The 20013-nt window shown below is 41.0% G+C and carries 19 protein-coding genes; 6 read left to right on the top strand and 13 right to left on the bottom strand.

From position 1 onward, the window contains the following. Positions 1-21: 21 nt before the first annotated feature. Together ACFFGV_RS00205 and ACFFGV_RS00200 are read right to left on the bottom strand one after the other, a co-directional pair. Entirely contained in the window at positions 22-1008 is a 987-nt protein-coding gene (locus ACFFGV_RS00205) for a coiled-coil domain-containing protein (protein ID WP_377344489.1), read from the bottom strand. 84 nt (positions 1009-1092) lie between these two features. Further along, positions 1093-2286: a hypothetical protein gene (locus tag ACFFGV_RS00200; protein WP_377344488.1), complete on the bottom strand. Its 1194-nt coding sequence runs from the start codon at positions 2284-2286 to the stop codon at positions 1093-1095. A gap of 185 nt (positions 2287-2471) precedes the next feature. Between ACFFGV_RS00200 and ACFFGV_RS00195 the strand changes: the two genes are divergently transcribed. The 3 genes from ACFFGV_RS00195 to ACFFGV_RS00185 all read left to right on the top strand — a co-directional run bounded on the left by ACFFGV_RS00195 (position 2472) and on the right by ACFFGV_RS00185 (position 6643). Then, entirely contained in the window at positions 2472-3641 is a 1170-nt protein-coding gene (locus ACFFGV_RS00195) for a BMQ_0737 family morphogenetic spore coat protein (protein ID WP_377344487.1), read from the top strand. Between the two features lie 932 nt (positions 3642-4573). After that, positions 4574-6127, top strand: coding sequence for a coiled-coil domain-containing protein (locus ACFFGV_RS00190; protein ID WP_377344486.1), 1554 nt, complete (start codon positions 4574-4576; stop codon positions 6125-6127). 120 nt (positions 6128-6247) lie between these two features. After that, positions 6248-6643 (top strand): M67 family metallopeptidase, encoded by a 396-nt coding sequence (locus tag ACFFGV_RS00185; RefSeq protein ID WP_377344485.1) that lies wholly within the window; start codon positions 6248-6250, stop codon positions 6641-6643. A 129-nt stretch (positions 6644-6772) separates the two neighbouring features. Here ACFFGV_RS00185 and ACFFGV_RS00180 read toward each other — a convergent pair whose 3' ends face one another. The 9 genes from ACFFGV_RS00180 to ACFFGV_RS00140 form a co-directional block, all read right to left on the bottom strand. Next, entirely contained in the window at positions 6773-7645 is an 873-nt protein-coding gene (locus ACFFGV_RS00180; RefSeq protein ID WP_377344484.1) for a glycosyltransferase family 2 protein, read from the bottom strand. A 97-nt stretch (positions 7646-7742) separates the two neighbouring features. Then, positions 7743-7886 carry a YwzD family small protein gene (locus ACFFGV_RS00175; RefSeq protein ID WP_377344483.1) on the bottom strand — a complete coding sequence of 48 codons (144 nt, stop codon included), beginning with the start codon at positions 7884-7886 and terminating at the stop codon, positions 7743-7745. 1410 nt (positions 7887-9296) lie between these two features. Further along, positions 9297-9419: a YfhE family protein gene (locus ACFFGV_RS00170; protein ID WP_377344482.1), complete on the bottom strand. Its 123-nt coding sequence runs from the start codon at positions 9417-9419 to the stop codon at positions 9297-9299. Between the two features lie 129 nt (positions 9420-9548). Continuing rightward, complete coding sequence (locus ACFFGV_RS00165; RefSeq protein ID WP_377344481.1) at positions 9549-10097, bottom strand: GNAT family N-acetyltransferase; 549 nt, start codon at positions 10095-10097, stop codon at positions 9549-9551. Positions 10098-10426: 329 nt separating this feature from the next. Beyond that, positions 10427-11074 (bottom strand): class F sortase, encoded by a 648-nt coding sequence (locus ACFFGV_RS00160; protein WP_377344480.1) that lies wholly within the window; start codon positions 11072-11074, stop codon positions 10427-10429. A 22-nt stretch (positions 11075-11096) separates the two neighbouring features. Then, positions 11097-11900 carry a DUF4397 domain-containing protein gene (locus ACFFGV_RS00155; RefSeq protein WP_377344479.1) on the bottom strand — a complete coding sequence of 268 codons (804 nt, stop codon included), beginning with the start codon at positions 11898-11900 and terminating at the stop codon, positions 11097-11099. A 250-nt stretch (positions 11901-12150) separates the two neighbouring features. Beyond that, positions 12151-13569, bottom strand: coding sequence for an MBL fold metallo-hydrolase (locus ACFFGV_RS00150; protein ID WP_377344478.1), 1419 nt, complete (start codon positions 13567-13569; stop codon positions 12151-12153). A 143-nt stretch (positions 13570-13712) separates the two neighbouring features. Beyond that, complete coding sequence (locus ACFFGV_RS00145; RefSeq protein WP_377344477.1) at positions 13713-14840, bottom strand: amidohydrolase; 1128 nt, start codon at positions 14838-14840, stop codon at positions 13713-13715. Positions 14841-14919: 79 nt separating this feature from the next. Beyond that, positions 14920-15825: a TIGR01777 family oxidoreductase gene (locus ACFFGV_RS00140; protein ID WP_377344476.1), complete on the bottom strand. Its 906-nt coding sequence runs from the start codon at positions 15823-15825 to the stop codon at positions 14920-14922. 121 nt (positions 15826-15946) lie between these two features. On the opposite strand from ACFFGV_RS00140, the gene recX reads away from it, so the two are divergent. Then, on the top strand, positions 15947-16759 hold the full coding sequence (gene recX, locus ACFFGV_RS00135) for a recombination regulator RecX (protein WP_377344475.1): 813 nt from the start codon (positions 15947-15949) through the stop codon (positions 16757-16759). Between the two features lie 124 nt (positions 16760-16883). On the opposite strand, the gene ACFFGV_RS00130 is transcribed toward recX, so the two are convergent. Beyond that, on the bottom strand, positions 16884-17549 hold the full coding sequence (locus ACFFGV_RS00130; RefSeq protein WP_377344474.1) for an SDR family NAD(P)-dependent oxidoreductase: 666 nt from the start codon (positions 17547-17549) through the stop codon (positions 16884-16886). An 88-nt stretch (positions 17550-17637) separates the two neighbouring features. Here ACFFGV_RS00130 and ACFFGV_RS00125 point away from each other — a divergent pair, with 88 nt between their 5' ends. After that, positions 17638-17985 (top strand): YfhH family protein, encoded by a 348-nt coding sequence (locus ACFFGV_RS00125; RefSeq protein ID WP_377344473.1) that lies wholly within the window; start codon positions 17638-17640, stop codon positions 17983-17985. Positions 17986-18082: 97 nt separating this feature from the next. Here the strand turns inward: ACFFGV_RS00125 and ACFFGV_RS00120 are convergent, their stop codons facing one another. After that, positions 18083-18880 carry an HAD family hydrolase gene (locus ACFFGV_RS00120; protein WP_377344472.1) on the bottom strand — a complete coding sequence of 266 codons (798 nt, stop codon included), beginning with the start codon at positions 18878-18880 and terminating at the stop codon, positions 18083-18085. 140 nt (positions 18881-19020) lie between these two features. On the opposite strand from ACFFGV_RS00120, the gene glcT reads away from it, so the two are divergent. Beyond that, entirely contained in the window at positions 19021-19857 is an 837-nt protein-coding gene (gene glcT / locus ACFFGV_RS00115; protein ID WP_377344471.1) for a glucose PTS transporter transcription antiterminator GlcT, read from the top strand. Positions 19858-20013: the final 156 nt, after the last annotated feature.

Raw genomic sequence — 20013 nt, 5'->3', positions numbered from 1 at the left:
ATTGCTTTCCTTTATAAAAAACTATTCCACTTCCATTAGCTCCTTTAGCTCTTCAATATCCTTAGTAAAACCATCGATTTGTTCCTCTAAAAAGGTAATTACAGCTTCGCTTTGGGCAAGGTTTTCTCCATAGGTGTTAACATTTTCAATTAAATGATAGATTTCTGCCTCTAGCAATTCAACATGATTAGACTCTATTGGCGCTTGTTGGACAGTTGTATCATTACGATAACCAGTTACTTGGCTGGTAAGCTGCTGAATTTTTTCAGATGTGCTCTGTTGGGTGGTATGAATCGCTGTAAGCTCCTGCTCATATTGTTCAGCTTCCGCTTGAAGTCTGTTGTTCTCCCGCTGAAGCGTTTCATACTCTAATGAGAAATCCTCTAACTCCGAAAGCCTTTCTTGCTGTGTTTGGAAGTCGGTCAAGAGTTCTTGGTAGGCTGCTTGTTTTTCCTGGAGCTCTTGGGTAAGTTTTAGTCGCTCTGCGGATTCCTGCTGTTCATTTTTATTATACACTTCAAGCTCCTGAAGCAGGTGACTGTATGCATCCTCAAGCTCTGCGTAGTAAGCATCATTCTCTTCTTTTTCAGCTAAATCCTGTACGTTGTTAAAATCATACCCTTCCAGCTGTATATGCATTTGCTCAACAAACTGAGCTGCTTCTTCCTTTTCCTTCTGTGTGTTCGCTAATTGTTCCTTCAATGTATTAATGGTGCTGTTTAGACTTTCTTGAGTTGCTATATATTGCTGCTCTTTGTTGTGAAAATCAGCCTGTTGTTCCTGCAGTTCCATTAACAATCGTTGCTCTCTGTTAGCAGATTGCTCTAACTGCTGTTGCAGGGCTTCCTTTTCTTCGGTCATTCTCGTAAGCTCTTCGAAATATCCATCCCTATCGTAGTACATCACCATTTCTTTGTATTTCTCCAGCTCTGACTTTAAATGAATTACTTTCTGTTGAATTTTTGCTTTGTCGGGAACATAGATTTCTGAAGCCTGGTTTTGACTCATCTGAATCCCTCCTGAAATACTCGTTGTGGGCGTTTACCTATAGCTATCTATATGTAGCTCTATGCTAATCGTGCTGAGAATTTCTTAAGCGTACGCGATTACGATATCGTTATTACTAGCGAAGGATGCCTCGTTTTGCTTAAAGTAGACGACGCTTTGTACAATCATTTGTTCCTTGGAATTCTCTTTTTCCTTTAATGTAAGCTGGAAGCTTGGAAGGACTGCTTCCTCACCGGGCTTTATGGTAGATTCATCAATCGTTGTAATCCAATACTCTCCTCGTTCCTGGGCTTTCTCAAACCAATTCTCCTCCACGTATCTCCACCCTTTAATACCATCATCTGTCTGTACCCCGTAAATGTCCGCCATAGCAGGAGGAAGTATTTGGCCCCCAAGGCTTATCTGTTCAATCGGATGGGCTTTTAAACAAATGACAGGATTACGAAGCGGAACAGTCCCTGTATTCTTAATTACAAGGTCTCCGGTTATCATATATTGCTTTAATTCTCTTGAAGGATACAGTACATAATCAAAGAACACCTCTGCCATTGTAACGGCCTTTTCTTGCTGGCGTTTGATAGGCTTCTTAGAAGCGGATGGATTAGGTCTTTCTTTACTGGCAGATGACCGAGAAGGTTTTTGATCTAAAAACGGGAGCAGAGGTTCCTTGGTAAAGTAGGCAATGTCTATCCCAAGTGATGTGGCAAAGTAGTGGAGAATCCCTGATGCTAACGTAATAGCGAGCTCTTCTGTATATTGCTTGAGAGTAGTCTGGCTATCCTGATGAGGCATTTCACACTGCACTATGAGTGAAGGTGGTGTAGTCGAACTGGAGGATTGTTTAATAAAGCTATGCGTGAGCTGGAAAAGATTAAACTGTTCTTTTAGATGCTGAATGAATTGCATCATCTGAGTACTACCGTTGTGCATGATAAATAAATTTGGTCGCTTCATATAGGTGGTTTGCTTGATTGGCTCCAATGTAATGTGAAAATTAGCTGGAGTAAGGCTGGAACGATTATGGTCTATGACAAGACCGGCTTCGCGTACATATTGTTTTATAGAAGAGGCAACAGCCTTCCCAAATGCATCTTCAGTCTCGTCAAAATCTAATTGGACCTTATAACTGTCGAGAGGAGGTTCTATGTGAATACGTTTTTCTCCGCTATGCCAATCCAAGCGATACCCTTTTTCCATACAAAATAATCTAAATAAAATAAGGGAAGATTCGTTCAACTTACCGATAAAGGTGTCTTGATAATGAACAGAAATAGTCACGTTAGTGCCTCCTAATTTGCGTAAAGGATCTATGTCTATTCATATGAAAAACACAGGCTGAAAATGAAGTGTAAATGAAATAGGCTTTTTATTTTACAAAAATTGGGCTGTTTTATTGTACCAATTGGGAGCCCTCTCCATAGGATATAGTGTAATTTTAAACACGATAGAAAGGAAGGATATACGTGAAAAAGCGTAAATCAATAAGGGGGTCCCAGACTCCAACACCAACACCACCACCAATCGATCCAAACGATTTAGCACCAGAATGTATTCTTGTTGACAAAGTGTATGATTGGGTATTCTTTGCCAACGACTACGAGAATAAGAACTTTATTCCAGATGAAGCATGTCGTCTGGCGGTAAGTGAAGCACTAGCTGCAGGAGAAACAGTAACGACGGAATGTACACCTTCAGACCCAGAAGACGTCAATGTAACGGCAACTATTATTGAGAACGGAAACCCAGGTCTAGTTCGTTTAGTATGGACCGTGCCAGTGGAGGTTACTATTCTCATTAACGGTAATGTTGCATGTACTTTCACAGTAACAACTCAGTTCACTGACGAAATCATGCTTTGTGTACCAGTAGGTATAACTGCGGATAACATCAATGCAAAAGCGACTCAGGTTATCTGTAGAACAGATGGCGTGTTAATGGGTCCAGACCCATTCGGTCCAATGATTCCTGTAAGAGTCGTACTTTGTAAAGACGTACAAGTGGAATTCCCAGTAAAGCTTGAAGTTCTAGCTAAATTCTGCTTCCCGCGCCCAAACAACATCAAAAAGCCAAGAGACATTATCAAATGTGATCTAAGCGTGTTCGAATTCCCAGAGCAGTGCCCGGATATCTTCCCACCTGCTAACTGTGAATGTCAAGCAACTGCTTTAGCACGTAATGCTGACACAACTGCAATGGTAGGCGGCGGTATAATGCTACCTGGTACATCTGACCTTGAGGCAGAAGTATGTCAAGAGTGCTCTATTGGAGACACATTCTTCACCTACTCATTCATGGAGGATCCAGACCTTCCAGGACCAACTCCGACAGGAACAGTAGGACCGACTCCATCACCATTCGATTTCCGATTTACATTCGAGCCATCTTCTGTTAACACAGTACGTTGTGATGAAGCCACTGAAACACTTACTGCGTTTGGTGAAGGTACTCAAATCTTCAACAATGGCACTGAGCTTGTAGGCTATCAGCTAATCATCGATAATACAAACTCAACATTCCAAATCATTCTTCGAAACACTGCTGGAGAAATTGTATTTGATAGTGGACTTGTAACAGCTCTTACTCGTTTTGAAGAGTGTGACACTTTCCAAGATCTACTAGATGACGATATGTAATGCTAAAAGAGGGAGATTATCTTCCTCTTTTTTTACATAAGGTTTTGGTATTGCTTGTTGTTTAATTTCTGTAAAGCGCCCATATGGAAGACTTGAAGTCGAGATAAGGGTGGTCCCTTGCTGAAAGGCGAGTTGAGTGGTCGGAAATAGCCCCGCTTTCCTGCGGCCCCACACGACTTGGGGTCGTTCACCGTTGCTAAAGGATGTAGCGCTTTTAGGTGAACTTCCTTACTTGCGGCTGAGCCTCCTCGGACAGCAAAAGACGCTGTCTCAGCACATCCGTATTTCCGCGGGAGTCTACGCTATTTTCGACCACTCAACGCCAAAGGAAATGCTCCATCTTTATATAGTGTTAAACAATATGCTGAAAAAACTATTTCTTGAACCAAGCCAAGTGATGAAAGATAACACGTAACCATTGATAGGAAACAATTTCTTTTTGTATAAATACGGTAATATTCCTCTTATACAATAAGTTGATTGCGAAAACGGTGGGTCCGTTCTCCTATTACGGCAAAGGTATGGCCTGGAAAATGGGAGACTCCCGCTGAAAAATGGATGAGCCAAGACCCCACAGAAAAATGGTGGAGTTTACTCCATCATTTTTCGAGGAGGCTTGGCCATTCATCAGCAGGAAAGCGAGCGTTTTCCAGGCCATACCTTTCCCTGATAAACGGATAGGACCCATCCCTGAAAACCATCTCGAAAGCAAGTCTTCCACTATCTCCCCATTAAATGGATTGTCCTATCATAATAGACCCTTACATAAATGCATTATTTCTATCTATATGCGAGCGAAGATTTCGGGAGCAACAGTCTCTTGTGAAGAGTAGATATAAATATAATGACTAAATCCTATGTAATCATCACACTATGGGCTATTCCCGCATATATATAGAAGGAGAAGCTATGTAGAAAGGGGGGAGAGAAGCATGGGGAGGAAGCGGGAAGCGAATGCTCCACAGAGGAAAGAAGAACTCTCTCTCTTTCAACGCGTAGTTCAACAGGAAGAAACTCTGGCAGAATATAAAAGAATGCTGGACCAGGTGAAATCAAAATTTGATGATTATCAAATAGATTGGTACACATACAATCAGCAAGTGAAAATACTCCCAATCAAATGGAAGCAGTATGCCGAGAGACAGCATGTAAATGAACTCGAACAGCGTATATTGAGCGCGATGGGCACTTATAAAGAAAAGGAAGCATCTCTTGAGGGAAAACTAAAGCAGAAAGAGCGTACTATTGTCCAGCTACAGCAAACATTAGAACGGAACCAGCGACAGTACAGCGTACTGCAGCATCAAAAGCAACGGGCCATTCATCGTTTAGAAAAACAGCTGAACCAGAAAGAAAAGCAATTCACATTCTTGCAACAATCCATACGCAAAGCAGAAATAGCTTATGAGCAATTATACAATGCATATAACCAAAAGAGCATCCCTGTTCCAAACGTAAAAGCAAAGATATTATTGGTTCCCCCATTCCATCGTTCCCGCAAAGTATTGAAAGGTCTTGATGCATGGTGGGAGCGCAGTCAATCATTTATAGAGGAGAGCAGACGCTTTCAACAGTGGCTAGTAGAACAAAATATTATGCTTATGAAGCATAGGACGTCACCTTCGCTACTGCCGGACATAGATTGTGTAGAGAAGGACGTTCGCAGCCTAGCGGAATTGAAAGAACAGATAGATGTATTAAAGAACAGTCAAACCGGGAGGGAAACGTACATGTGGAACATCTGGAAGAGTGAACAGCAGGAAGAATACCAAAAGAAGATAGATCGAATCGAGGAAACCATTCAGAGCTTAGAAAAACATCTCATGGAGTATAAAGAAACAATGGAGGAGTGGAATCAATCAAAGACCACTGCTTCATTAGCAGAGCAGGAGAATTTCCAAAAGCATGTCGAAGAGTTATCGGAAATGCTGAATGTATATCAGCAAAAGGAAGAGCAATACCATCAGGAAATGGAAGAAATGACAGAGCAATTAAAAGCACTCCAACAAACAGAAGATACCTTAGAGGATACGGAAAAGCATTATCAGGAGCAACTCCAGCAATATCAATTAGAGCTGAAGAATAGCCAGGAGACCAATGAGCAATTACAAGAGGAATTAGCTGCTAAGGAAGAGCAATCCGAAGCATTCCAGGAAAAAATAACAGAATTAGAGCAAGAGCTTAGGATGCATCAAGCTAAAGAGGGGAGAGCAGAAGGGGAGCTACAGCGTCTGCAAAACCATATCAAGCGGTATGAAGCTACTAAGAAAGAGGATAACCGCAAGATAGATTCATTGAAGCAAAAAATTGGGGAGCTAAAGCAAAAAAAGAACGATAAAGATTTCTATGGTTCTTCTAAGGGGCGAGAATTGAATTTCGAGGAATTAAAAACATTACAATACCCTAAAAGTCCAACTTCCCAGCAGACTACAGTATTTAACCCTTATCGCTACTCTCATGGCGGCAAAGGAGATAATAAAAAGTGACAGGTAAAGAATTGAATAGGATGTATCGTGCGAAGCAAAGAAAGCAAAGATCATTGAGGAAGAAACGAGAGAAAACGCCCAGATCAGCTTAAGCATCATAAAAGGACCATCTCCTCAAAAGTGATACTCATCGAGTCAGAGGTGGTTAGACAAATGACCTCTCATTGTATGAAGGATCGACCGTTTGAAGCATGTGGTCTCTTATCAGGAAAAGGGGGAAGATGTGAAACTATCTGGCCTATGATAAATGTTGAGAAAAGTCCTTATTCCTTTGCTATTTCTGACGAAGCGATTGAAAAGGCTATGGCTCAAATGAAGGAGAGGGGAGAAGCATTAACGGGTATTTACCATTCCCATCCTACCGCGCTGCCGTATCCTTCTAAAGAAGATCAACGTCACAATGGCTACCCTACGGTTGCTTACTTTATTGTCTCCCTTCAGGGAAGAGAACCAGTAGTTCGTTGCTTTCAAGTCACTCCTTCGAAGGTCCAGCCAATTAAAATAATACAAACGTAAGAGGGTAGAAGATTCCTACCCCCTTACGTTTTTTTATTCATGTTCATGCTTGTTGTATTTCTATATGGTGCTCTTAAATGTAAGACTTGGATTATTGGTTTGTTGCTGAATGGTGAGGTGAAGTAGAGCCTAGAATTGCAGGTTGAATTTACGGAAATACCAATTATCGTCAAACACGCGTCTCTCCAAGTATTCCAGACGCTGTCTTCCTAAATTACGTAACACATCTGCCTCTATCGATTTTGCCATATCTGATGGTATCATCTTTCTGCATTTGTTAATTCGAAGGGTGTTGAAGTGGGAGTAAGCCATTCGTAGTAAATTGTAGGAGATATGCTCGGGCTGTACGGTGTATGGATGATGCTGGCGGAATAGGTGTGCAATGGTTACGGTTGGGAGCACGTGGCAGCGATAACCGAATAACCATAGCTTAATAGACAGCTCAACATCCTCATGCCCCCAGCGACGAAACCCTTTCTCGAAACCACCTACTTCATAGAACACCTCCCGATGAAGTAAAAAGCAAGCGCCCGGGACAATGGCAACCTCCTTCAATCCAGAGGTTTTGGAGTACCAGCCTATTTGCATGTTTGGCTGCAGGAATTGCCCATAGCCTACCGAATGTGGATGCTCCATAGAGGAAATAGCTGGGCAGATCACATCTGTTTTCTCCATCAGCACTGGCTGAGCTAATCGATCCAGCCACCAATCCTCAAAGGTAAGATGTGCATCACAAAATACAAAATATTCTCCCGCAGCTGCCTCAGCCCCTACATTCCGTGCAGCAGAAGAGCCGACTCCTTCCGTTCGTATTACTTTTACATTAGAAGCGGAGGGGTAGGCAGCAAGAAAAGCACAGCAATCATCATCTGACTGGTCATCAACAATAATAACCTCAAAGGTTGTATTCGTCTTAACTCGGAATAAGGAGTCGAGCGTTTTTTTAACGTTTTCACCTTCGTTCTTCACAGGAAAGATAATCGAATAGTCAGGGTGAGTCACTCTGTGTCACTCCTTCATGAATAAGTTACAAAACAAAAAGCCACCCCTTTAGCTCTTCATCCAAGCTATAGATGGCCCGAAATCCAGAAAAAAGATACTAGTTTGCTTCTTTATTGTCCTGTACCATCGGCTTTAACCGGTTAATCAATTCATTTATCATCTTCTCACTAGTCATGTTTTCTTCTTCTGTACTTCTGTTATACGCATCACGCATAATTTCAAGCATCTTCTCCTGATCCATCGCTTCCATCCTTTCCATGCCTCATCAATGGAAACAAATCAAAAGGCGGATAGGCGCTTGTGTACTCTATCCTATGAAACAAATGCATGAAAGGTAACTTGTTTCGCTGCTTTCTTTCGTTATGTATAGATGGGTGGGTAAAAGAAAAAGGAGCAAAGGCAGGGATTGGATACCTTTGCTCCAGGTAAAGGAAGGATATAAATTTGGAAAGGACAAGACGGAGAGATTATCAAACGGGGAGAAATCCCTTTCCAGTGTGTGGCGATCGATACGAATACCGATCGTACTATACTATATGTAATTAACTCTATTACGTGTGGACAAGAGTATAGGGCTAAAGAGGATTTTTAATAGAATAGATGAGGACGAATGTCTGTATGAAGCTAATGCATCTGCTTGTCGAAGAGTTGAATCATCTAGTTTATCTCCATCATTCCCTTTGGTTACTCTTGTTCAGAAACTACATGCTTTTACCGTACTGTACGTCGTCGCTCTCCTCGTATAATGAGAGTGTGAATTCCTTTACTTATAGAAAGTCCAAGGTAGGTGGAAGCAAAGGATATAGGGAAAAAGAAATAAAACCCAGCAAAAAGCATAGGGTACAGGAAAGAATATATAATCAAAAATCCTGCATTAATGAAAAATACCATTCGTTTTCGAATTTTGGGATAGTAAAGTCTGACTAGCATTCCCAAGAGAATGGAGAAAGAGAAAAGTACAATTATATGTAATATGGGGCTTATGTCAACCATTATAGTCCTCCTTTGTATTTCCAATCATTCAACGCCAGAGGAAGGGATCAATCTTTATATAGTTACATCAATGGAACAGCCTAACACCAGCATTGGTCTTTAACAGAGCCTTATCATAAAATAATATCGGCAAACTGCATTCCCAATGCAGCCTCCACGATATATGCTCGAAGTAATGTTTACTTTGGAAAATAATAACCTAATCGTATCATACGTTTACCCACTTTAACGAACTTCTTTTCACTTAGTAAATTTTATCAAACCATTTTACTTTCTCGACCTTTACAACTAATATCTCTAAACAACTATCATAGACTAAAAGATTGATAAATGTACAATCTTATGATGCAGTTATGAAATAAAAAAAAGCGACTGCAAAAGCAGTCGCGCGGCTGGATTATTTTCTTTCACAGCACGAAAAGGGGAGGAATCGGTGCCCATCTGAGATGGGAGAAAGAAAATAATCTCTTGTTAACAGTGATATCCACAATAGAAATGGTTTATACATTGGTTTTATTAAGTTTATTCACATTATCCACAATTATTCACAAACTTATCCACAACAAACTGTACACATGGTCACACATTCGTATTAAAGGAAAATAGATGGTTATGCACATTGTGCACAACGTTGTGGATAAATATCTTCAACAGGTGGTTATTTCTTAGAGGAGTGCTCCGCTATTCGATTGGCTCTTTTAAATTCTTGCATGTACATGACTTCTTGGGCCTTTGTGAAGCTTCGTTTGCTTTCCTTTGCTGCTTTCGCTTTTGATTTCATATGTGTAGCCTCCTTCATGACTTGGTATTAAAAGTATAGTCAATTGGGACAGGAGCTATACAAAAAGGGGACTGTTCCTCATGGACTCTGTTTAACGAGTTCCATCAGGGACAATCCCCTTTGGTTATTTCAAGCTTCTTGAGCTTGTTCGTCTTCCTCTGTACGGTAGTAATGAAATAAATACTGATCCTTTGTTACGGCGTATAGATGAAATACATCCTGTTCTTTATTAATCCATTCCAGAACTTCTGGATAAATCTCATCGCTTAGTTGGCAAAAAGGCATCTTCTCAGCAGCTTTTTGAGAACGGATATTTGTTCTTCGAATTTTCATGAAGACAACATGAATATCGTATTGAAAAAAGAGCTCCTCAAAGAAAGCCTCTTTTGCTAATTGATTGTATCCTTTGCCATGATAGTCTTTTCCAAGCCACGTTGCTAAAAAGCCATAATTGTCTTGCACATCAAATAAATTAATGGTTCCGATAGGCTGGTTCCATTCATCAAGAATAGTACGAGATATTAATTCTCCTTGTTCTTCCGCTTCCATCGTTTGCTTAGTTAAGAAGTAATGCTCATCACTGGAATGAGCCTTGTGACGGACATAAGGAAAGACGTCTGGGTGAACCATTAACTCAAATAGCTGCGGCGATTCATGTAAATCACGTTTTTTTAACATAAAAAAATCCCTCCTGATTTGCAAGAGGGCAGAATTTCCCCAGGAAGTTAGCAGGTAACTCCACCCTCGAATTTTTATATGTTGCTCACAAAAATCCGGGGTGGGAATCGAACCCACTAGAACCAGCTTTACTGGTGGCTCACCATTTGCCTTCCCTAGGAAAATAGGTATTATATATATGATTTCGCATCATAACTTCATACTCTTATCATACTCGATGAGATATGAAATGGGAATGGTTTTTTCGTGGATTTCTAAATAATTTATCAATAATTTTTCTGTAGCATAAAAGCAAGCTGAAGCCCTGAGGCTTCAGCTTTGTGAGTGGGTTAGTTGGGTAATAGTGATGTGTACACAACGAGCCGTTCCTCATGGTCTTGAATAGAGTGGTCAAAGGTACCAGTGCATGTTAATAAATTTAAGTTTTGCTCTTCGCTCGGTCCGAAAATCTGGCGTAATGGTGCGTTGTTTTTGTCATAGGCAACTACCTTGTCTACTTCAAATGTTACCTGTTTACCGTTTTCATCGGTAACGTAAATCTTGTCACCAGCCTTGAGCTCTTTTAAATCAAAGAATACTGCTGGACCTTCTTTATCATCTACATGACCTGCTAGTATAGCATTACCTGTATTCCCTGGCTTGGTGCCTGGTTCAAACCAGCCCACCTCATCACCATTTGAAGGAACTTCCATATCGTTTTCTTCGTTTAACCCTTGTGGAGTAATGTTAGCATCAACATTAATTGCGGGAATCTTTACCTTTGCTGGAGTAATCCCCTTAGGTTTTACTGTCTGTTCTGGTGGTTTTTGTGCATTTGCATCCGGCTGCTGCTTGGAAGCAGCGTCAACCTGTTTTTCAGATAGTGTGGTGGGTGTTTCCTTTTGAGATAAAATTTTGCCTCCTGTACCTTCCTCTGCTTGAGTAGATACAAGGGGGGTACTCTGACATGCGGAAAGGATAAGAACGCTGCATGCCACAATACACAGCCGTATTATACCCTTACTGTTCTTGAGCACGGCGGCGATAAAGGATCATTGCTCCTGCACCTAGTAGTGCAACACTAGCTGCAATTGGAAGTACAGAAGAAGAATCTTGTGCAGTACCACCCATACCTGTTTGTGGCATAGAATCAGGCATCAACGTGTAATCCTTTAGAACGAGTACCTCTAAATTATCTGCTGTGTTGACAGCGAATACGCTATAGACTGTATTTTTTTCAAGCGTTGTACCAGAAAGGTCTAACACTTGGGTACCATCTTCTGTACGAATTTCTAAGTCATAGGTGCTCGGTTCTAGTTCTTTGTAATCTGTCACCATCGGGAAAGATGCACCAGAGAAAAGGTCTTTACCGTCCATTAGACCAACATTAACAGTAGGAGCGTCTGGAGAAAGGTGACCAACGCGTACCTTCGTCATGCCTTCTGTTACACTCATAGAATCCTGTACAACTTTTAATTCGAGATTGTCCAGTTTGTTAATAGCTGCAACAGTGTAAGCCATCCCTGCTTCAACTGTAAGAGATTGAGAGATTACCGGATCTTGCTCTCCTTTAGTACCTGCCGCGTAAATCTCTACATTATGTTCACCTGAGCCAAGTTTTAAGTAGTCAGTAGAAGCTTTGAATTCTGCTCCTTCCACTACCGCATTACCATCAACATACACATCAACTGCTGGAGCATCTGGGGAAGCATGCAATACTCGGACCATTGCTTTGTCTTCTGCGTGATGATCTGCGGATACTGTACCTGCTGTTGCGCCTAGAGCTAGAATTACTGTTAGAACCATGGAGAAAAATTTTCTCACAATTGAACACTCCCTTTAATTGTTTTGTACAAAAGTTAAACATAACCTGTACATGTTAGTTATATAACCTTATTATTTTGAATTCAAACATTTATATGCTGAAATATTTACTCTTTTTTTGGGTAGTACTCTAAAGTGTTGATATATCAAGGTTTTGTTAGGGGGAGACTTTGTTGATGGTAGAAAAATCCATTAGCATATAAAAAAACAGTCACCCTTGTGAAAAGGATGACTGTCATAGGTTTCTCTTTTATTTCGTTTGTGGAAGTTCTTGCTTGCTCCAGGAACCAAAGCCGCCTTGCATGTTAATAACATCCTTAATGCCATTAGCCTGTAGAATGCTTGTAGCCATAGCGGAGCGTCCGCCTGATTGACATTGAAGAACGACCGGCTTATCTGTTGGAACTTCATTAATACGTTCCTCTAAATAACCGAGCATAATATGCTTCGCTTGTGGAATGTGTCCGCTATCCCATTCACCTTGGTTACGAACATCTAGAAGATTTACTTCCTTATTTGCAATGTTATCAGCGATCTCGGTCGGTGTAGTCACCTTATAGGATTCCATCTCCATACCTTGAGCGCTAAGTGTTGAAATGACATCAAGAGGCATATAACCCTTAACATAATCAACACCGATAGAACGTAAGGCTTTAGTCAAGCTAGTGATTGCCTCGTCACTTGCGATAAGGTAGACGGGTTTATCATAATCAACTAACCAGCCTGCCCAATTGGCAAAGGATTGGTTACCAGGAATATTATACGTGCCAGGAATGTGTGCTTCTGCAAATTGGGCTGGGAAGCGGGTGTCAATTACTTGCATACCTTCTTCCAGTTTACTCTCAAGCTCTTCTTTAGACGGTTCCATTTTGACTGGTTCCCCAAGCTCAGATAGTAGTGCCGGGCCTTCCTTATTTACTTTCTTCATGACAGCAAAATATTTAGGAGGCTCTGGCTGTTCAGCGATTAAATCCTCTACGAATGCTTCTTCATTAGTGTGACGAAGCGCCCAGTTTGTCGCTTTTTCATAACCAACAGTACTGGAAGGAATGGCACCTAGTGCTTTACCGCAAGCACTGCCTGCTCCATGACCAGGCCATACCTGCATATGCTCTGGCAGTTCTTTGATCGTTTGAAGAGAAGCGAACATTTGTCGTGCACCCACTTCAGAGGTGTTTTCCATGCCGGCAGCTTTTTCTAGCAGGTCTGGACGACCAACATCGCCTACGAAAACAAAATCGCCAGTAAAGATGCCCATTGGGGTGTCTTGGTCTCTATCAAATAGCTTAAAGGAGATGGATTCAGGCGTATGACCAGGCGTGTGCATCACTTCTATTGTCACATTACCAACCTTGAATTGATCTCCATCGTGAACAAGCTTGTGGTTTATCTGATCTAGGAATTGATAGCTCCAGTCTTCGCCGCCTTCTCCGGAAAGAACTGCAGTAGCCCCAGTTTGGCTGGCTAATTCCTTAGCGCCTGAAACGAAATCAGCGTGAATGTGTGTTTCCGCTACATAACGAATGGTCAATCCTTCTTTTTGTGCTGTATCTAAATATGCTTGAATATCTCTAGAAGGGTCAACTACTAATGCTTCACCAGTTGCCTGACAGCCTACCATATAAGAAGCTTGCGCCAGTCTTTCATCATAAAAATATTTTAGTAACATGTGTTATCCCTCACTTATTCATAATAATAATAATGGTTTATCATTCCCCTTTAACTACGAGGGGGATGTGACTACATGCTTACTATAACAAATATACCCCAGTGGGTAAAGTGAGGTGATTGGAAGTAAGATATGGAATTATATTATTTCTTTAATTTGTTCACAATATTGCCATCAATCATTGTCCAAGTAGGCTTGGTGTGAAAGTGGAAGGGATGGTGGCTCCATAACACTAAATCGGCATCTTTTCCTTGTTCAATACTTCCAATCCGATCCGCCACCCCTAAATTTCTAGCAGGTAATATCGTAATACCTTCTAATGCTTTCTCTATAGATAGTCCTTCCCTTGAGGCTAAGGCAGCACATACATTTAAGTATTGTATTGGAGTGTATGGATGGTCTGTCGTAATAGATACGTCGATGCCGTGATCCGTCAGTATATGATACGTTTCCCATGTCTTATTTTTCACTTCAATTTTAGATTTCCGAGTAAGGGTAGGTCCGACAGATACTTGTAAGTCTCTACCGGTAAGCTGATCCGCAACTAGATGACCTTCCGTACAATGCTCAATACGAAGATCTAATTGGAATTCGTCTGCGAACCTAACGGCACTTAGAATATCATCAGAGCGGTGAGCATGAATGCGTACTGGAATTTTCCCTTCCAAAGCCTTCATAATAGGTGCAGTACGAGGGTCTTCCGGATGATCGCACCACTGAGCCCGAATAAAGGTTTCACGAAGCATACCCATGATACCCATACGAGTAATGGAGTCATTTCGAGATTGGGAGTGTATCCGTTTTGGATTTTCCCCTAAGGCAATTTTTAACCCAGCCGTTTCCTTCATTAACATCTCTGTTACGCTTTTACCGGCAGTTTTAATAACGGCCGTCGTACCGCCAATAACGTTTTGGCTACCTGGCATAATGTGAACGGCAGTAATACCGTGTTGTCTAGCATCAAGAAAGCCTACGTCTAGTGGATGGAGGCTGTCAAAAGCCCGGATGTGAGGGGTGAGAGCCTCTATCGTTTCGTTGGCATCATTTCCAGCCCAGCCTGTCCCTTCATCGTATAAACCAAGGTGGGTATGTACATCAATAAAGCCTGGAAAAAGCATTTGCCTTTGCCCATCGATAATAGACGCCTCTGAAGTAATAGAAACTTTCTTGCCAAATTGCTTAATTTTTCCTTCTATAATACTTACCTCACCATTCTCAATAGGTGGGGAGGTAATGGGATGTATTGTGACATTGGTAATAACCGTTTGCATAATGGTAAATAGGTCCTTTCTATAAAAAGCCAGAAAGATACCCTTCCTGGCCTTGTTGTTCTTATTTATGTTGGGATATTTATTTTAGTAAAATATTACGCAAAGCTGGTTCTAGTTCAGGGTAGTGAAAGCGATATCCCAAATCTAGTGGTTTTTGTGGATATACATATTGTCCTTGTAACAGCAGCATACTCATCTCCCCGAGGACAATCTTAAGAGCAGGAGAAGGAGCGGGCAGCCAGTGAGGCTTATCTAACACTTTGGCAATGGTTTTTCCAAGATCCTTATTACGTTTTGGGTTAGGAGCAGTGGCATTGAGTGGGCCGCTGGCTTCTTTGTTTTTGAGGGAGAAGTCAATAAGACCAATAATGTCCTCCACATGAATCCAAGACATCCATTGCTCCCCATTTCCAACAGGGCCTCCAGCCATCATTTTATATGGAATGACCATTTTCGGCAGGGCACCCTCTTCACCGAGGATAACTCCAAAGCGTAAGTACACGGTCCTAACACCATATTCCGTGGCTTTCTCAGCGGTAGATTCCCATTTCCTTACGACCTCGGCAAGAAAATCGTCTCCAGGTGTTGTAGTCTTTTCCGTAAAGGACTCTGTTCTAGACGTTCCGTAATAGCCAACAGCTGATGCATTGACTAAAACATCTGGTGTATGCTCCATCTCTTTAATAAGGTCAAGAACGGATTCGGTCGCCTCGACCCTGCTGTTGAGGATCTGAGCTTTCTTTTCAGAGGTCCACCGACCACTGTTTAAGTTTTCTCCAGCGAGATTGACGATAGCATCAAGTGCTGGCAGCTGCAAAGAGGGCTTAAATTCTTCCTTGAGCCATCCAACATACGTTACTTTGTCTGTATTATAGTGCTTATCTGGATTTCTTGTTAACACATAGACTTCATTTCCCTCGGAAACGAGCTGTCTCGTTAAGCGCGTTCCGACAAAACCTGTGCCACCCGTAATGGCAATCCTCATCGGAAAACCTCCTACATGATATGGTAATTTTAGTTTATATTAGTTCGTCCTAAAAAGCGATATTCTATCGTTAACCGTTTCTATTTTTTCCATGCTACAATAGAAGGTGAGGTGAATGGACGTGGCTAAATTAACCCGTATTACAACCCAAAAACGGAACAAGAATAGATACAATGTTTTCCTTGATCGCGGCGATGGGGAAGCATATGCTTTTAGCGTAGACGAAGAGCTTCTCATTCAATATATGCTCCATAAGGGTATGGAATTAGACGAAGAAACGATTAAGACGCTTGTAGAGAAAGACGACTTTCATAAAGCGTATTCCCTTGCAGTGAACTATTTAAGCTACCGTATGCGTTCAGACAAGGAAATGCGTACCTATTTATCGGACAAGGAAGTAGATGAAGAGAAGATAGAATATGTTGTGGGACGTCTTAAGGAAGAAGGATATTTGAACGATGAGGAGTTTGCTAAAGCCCTTGTGCGAACAAGAGTATTAACCTCTAGTAAAGGACCAATGCTTGTTAAGAAAGAGCTGTATGAAAAAGGAATAACGGAAAATGGGATTCTTGATGCTCTCGAGCATTATACATTCGAGGATCAAATAGAAAAAACGACGAAATTTGTTCAAAAAAGGCTAAAGCAGGATGGCAAGAAGTCCTTTAAAGAACAAATACAAAAAATGAAGCAGACGCTTATGCAGAAAGGGTACACGAATGATGCTATACAAGAGGCCATTTCGAGTATAGCAGATGAAAAAGATGAAGATGCAGAGTGGGAAGCAGTGGTTGTTCAAGGAGAGAAGGCATTACGGAAGTATGCCTCTAAAGCAGAAGGATACGAACTACGGCATAAGGTAAAAGGGGCTCTTTATCGAAAAGGTTTCCCATTTGAATACATTGATCGATTTATAGAGGAGTATGTGGAGCATTAAGTGCAATAGAGTTTAATAGGCTCATAGACAATCGCTTTGTAGCTTCGAACCTATTGAAGAATCCTTCTATATAAACATCACTTGTAGGCAAGGGGAGAAGGACGGCGGATCGCCGTCCTTCTTCTTATTTTTCAATATGAATTTCGGCTCTGCCATCATCCTGTGCTTTAATTTCCTCGGCTACTATCGAAGGGTTCTTCAAACGCGAAGGATCGCTGACGTGATCGCTGTTTTCCCAGAATGGTGTATTCATCCCCCCCATATAGACTGCTGTAAAGGAAACCTTCGAGTCATCATACTCCTTTTGAAGACTTTCGGTAAACCCTCTTTGAGCAAATTTACTCGCACAATAGACAGATTCATTTACCTTACCTCGTAAACCAGCGGTGGAGATAATGTTGAGGATTCTGCCACCTTGCTTTTCAACAAGAGGGATTACAGCCTGCGTCATATAAATGGTGCCCTTGATATTCGTATTGAGGATTTGCGTCACGTCAGGACTGTCCATTTCCGTAACAGGTCCGAATATCCCAATACCTGCATTATTGATAAATACATCTAGCTGCTTCAACTGCTCTATACTTTCATTAACAGAAATCGGTTCTGTAATGTCGCAAATAACTACTTCAGCACTTCCACCTTTTTCTTCAATTTCCCTTTGTACTAACATCAGCCTATCTTCTGTTCTCCCGATTAGATAGACGTAATAACCGTCCTTTGCATATGTTTTGGCTAGCTCTGCACCAAGCCCAGTACCTGCTCCTGTTATTCCTGCATATTTCATGTTCATCGAACCCCTTCCTTATTGTCTGCTGCAGTTTTCGATATTTCTATTGTGTACAAAGCTTGTTAAAATGTAAATCAAAGGAGTGTTGCCAGTGGAAAAAAGATATAGTGACATGACAGTAGAAGAGCTACGAGAAATGATAGCAGAGTTAACTGAAAAGGCTCGGAAGGCAGAACAAATGGGAATCGTTAATGAATACGCTGTATATATGCGTAAAATACAAATGGCTAAATCATATATGTTAAATACGAAGGATTTCAAAGCAGGAGAAGTGTATGAGATAGAAGGGGACCCTGGTATTTTATTCGAAATAACTTACATGAACGGTATTTTTGCCTGGGGAACAAGAATTCAACACGGCGAATACTTAGAGGTACAGGGTGACGAAGCGTACGAAGCCTTACCTATTTCTATGTTAGGTAAGAAGATAAAAGGGTAGAAAAGGCAAGCAGCGTCTAATAATGCTGCTTGCTTTTTCTTTAAGCTTTATATGGAACAATTCAACAGTTGCATTGGTCTTTAAGAGAGACTTTTCCTTATAATAATCCTTTGCTGCGCAAGTCTGTAATGGCTTCTGCTACGTTTGGAACCACATGTTCTGTTCGTGCTTTTACCTGATCAGGTGCTTGGGCCATAGCATAGCTGTGCTTTGTTAGCTCAAACATGGAAACATCATTAAAAGAGTCCCCAAAGCAAGCCATTTCGTCCGGCTCAATTTTAAGAATGGACATAAGCTGCTCCACTGCTGCTCCTTTGCATATATTTTTAGGCATAAGGTCAAGACAGGAAGGATCGGAAATAAAGCTGTCCAAGTGATCTGCAAATCTCTCATCCAGTATCTGTTGTAAGGATTGTAAATCTTCTGTTTTTCCGTGTACAGATATTTTAGATGGGTGTATACTTTTGCCGAGCTGTTCTTTTAATGCTGGTTCGATTAGTAACGTGTGAAAGATGCGCTTCTGCATTTCTCTAGTAGCCCAATTCTCTTCCAGCACATAAGTATCAGTTTCTGTCGATACACTCGTTAATGTCTTTTCACTGATAGTAGCAGCAAAGATATCCTGGATGTGTTCATGAGGGAACGTATTGGCATGAATAAATTTACCATCTTTATCATATACAAACGCACCATTTTGACTTACGCGGTGCCCATTACCAGTTTGGTGAAGAATATCTAATACAGACTGAATCTCATGGTCCATTCGGCCAGTGGCAATGGCAAAGCCAATACCTTGGCGGGTAGCTTGTTGAATAGCGTCGATATCTTCCTGTTGAATGTTGTTTTCGTGATTTAGTAATGTACCGTCCAGATCGGACACGAGCAATTTTATCATAGGTACCACCTTTTATTGGAAATGATGTAATAGTCTTGCGCTTACACATAAATATATTTTATAATTTGCAAGCGTTTTATTACAATAAAGATACACTAAGAAATAAGTAAAGGGAATATTCTGGATAATGGAGTGAGGAGATGGGCAATCACATTATCGTCGAACGCGTTTTAAATAACAACGTGTTAGTAGCGGTTCAAGAAAATCAAGAAGAGGTTATTCTGATTGGTAAGGGAATCGGATTTGGTAAGAAGAAGGGATATGAGGTGGATTTGGATTCCGTAGAGAAATTGTATCGGTTAGAGGATGCATCCGCCCAAGAAAAATATAAGCAGCTGCTTCCCCAAATAAATGAAGAGTTTGTAGGCTTCATGAATGATGTGATGGATCATATAGAGGAACGGATGAACAATAAGCTTAATGAACATATTCATATAGCCCTAACAGACCACATCGCGTTTGCTATTAAACGACTAAATGATGGACTTGATTTCAAGAATCCATTTCTAATAGAGATTCAGTCTCTTTATCCGAAAGAGTATGAAGTAGCTAAAGAAGTTGTTTCAATGATTCACGAAACTTTAGGATTTGCTATGCCAGACGGAGAGGTTGGATTTATTGCAATTCATATTCATAGCGCCATTACAGACAAGAAGGTAGCAGAAATCAATAAGGATTCACAATTAATCCAGCATTTAACCTCATTAGTCGAAAGTCAGCTATCTATTGATTTAGATAAGCAAAGTGTGGATTATCACCGGCTCGTCCAGCACTTGAGGAGAGCGATAGAAAGAGCCCATAAAGGAGAAGCACTTGGGGAAAGAAATAAATTAGACAACCTATTGAAATTGGAATATCCGGTATGCTATAATTTAGCTTGGAAGTTGATTAAAGTGATGCAACGCACACTTCAAAAACCAGTAGATGACGCAGAAGCCGTATATCTAACTATTCATTTACAACGTCTACTATCTTAAATTTAAATAATTAGCACTTATTTCTTTACGTGTTACTGACTAGATCAGGCATGAGTGAAGAAAGATAAGCAAGTACTTGGAATTAGTCTATCTATTTCCACAAGTACCTTGTTATTCTTTTTTCGCTCATGTCTTTTTTTTGGTCAAAATGAAAGC

Origin of the sequence: Pontibacillus salicampi, assembly GCF_042434395.1 — a bacterium.
In the GTDB taxonomy this organism is placed as follows: Bacteria; Bacillota; Bacilli; order Bacillales; family BH030062; genus Pontibacillus; species Pontibacillus salicampi.
Note: the sequence above shows the minus strand (reverse complement) of the source record. Positions and strands in the feature narration are given on the sequence as shown.

Bases quoted from the DNA above. Each gene is read 5' to 3' on its own strand.
- ACFFGV_RS00120 (WP_377344472.1), bottom strand. From the start codon at position 18,880: ATGATAAAATTGCTCGTGTCCGATCTGGACGGTACATTACTAAATCAC.
- ACFFGV_RS00130 (WP_377344474.1), bottom strand. From the start codon at position 17,549: ATGAACATGAAATATGCAGGAATAACAGGAGCAGGTACTGGGCTTGGT.
- ACFFGV_RS00140 (WP_377344476.1), bottom strand. From the start codon at position 15,825: ATGAGGATTGCCATTACGGGTGGCACAGGTTTTGTCGGAACGCGCTTA.
- ACFFGV_RS00175 (WP_377344483.1), bottom strand. From the start codon at position 7,886: ATGGATCAGGAGAAGATGCTTGAAATTATGCGTGATGCGTATAACAGA.
- ACFFGV_RS00170 (WP_377344482.1), bottom strand. From the start codon at position 9,419: ATGAAATCAAAAGCGAAAGCAGCAAAGGAAAGCAAACGAAGCTTCACA.
- glcT (WP_377344471.1), top strand. From the start codon at position 19,021: ATGGGCAATCACATTATCGTCGAACGCGTTTTAAATAACAACGTGTTA.
- ACFFGV_RS00205 (WP_377344489.1), bottom strand. From the start codon at position 1,008: ATGAGTCAAAACCAGGCTTCAGAAATCTATGTTCCCGACAAAGCAAAA.
- ACFFGV_RS00190 (WP_377344486.1), top strand. From the start codon at position 4,574: ATGGGGAGGAAGCGGGAAGCGAATGCTCCACAGAGGAAAGAAGAACTC.
- ACFFGV_RS00145 (WP_377344477.1), bottom strand. From the start codon at position 14,840: ATGCAAACGGTTATTACCAATGTCACAATACATCCCATTACCTCCCCA.
- ACFFGV_RS00165 (WP_377344481.1), bottom strand. From the start codon at position 10,097: ATGTTAAAAAAACGTGATTTACATGAATCGCCGCAGCTATTTGAGTTA.
- ACFFGV_RS00150 (WP_377344478.1), bottom strand. From the start codon at position 13,569: ATGTTACTAAAATATTTTTATGATGAAAGACTGGCGCAAGCTTCTTAT.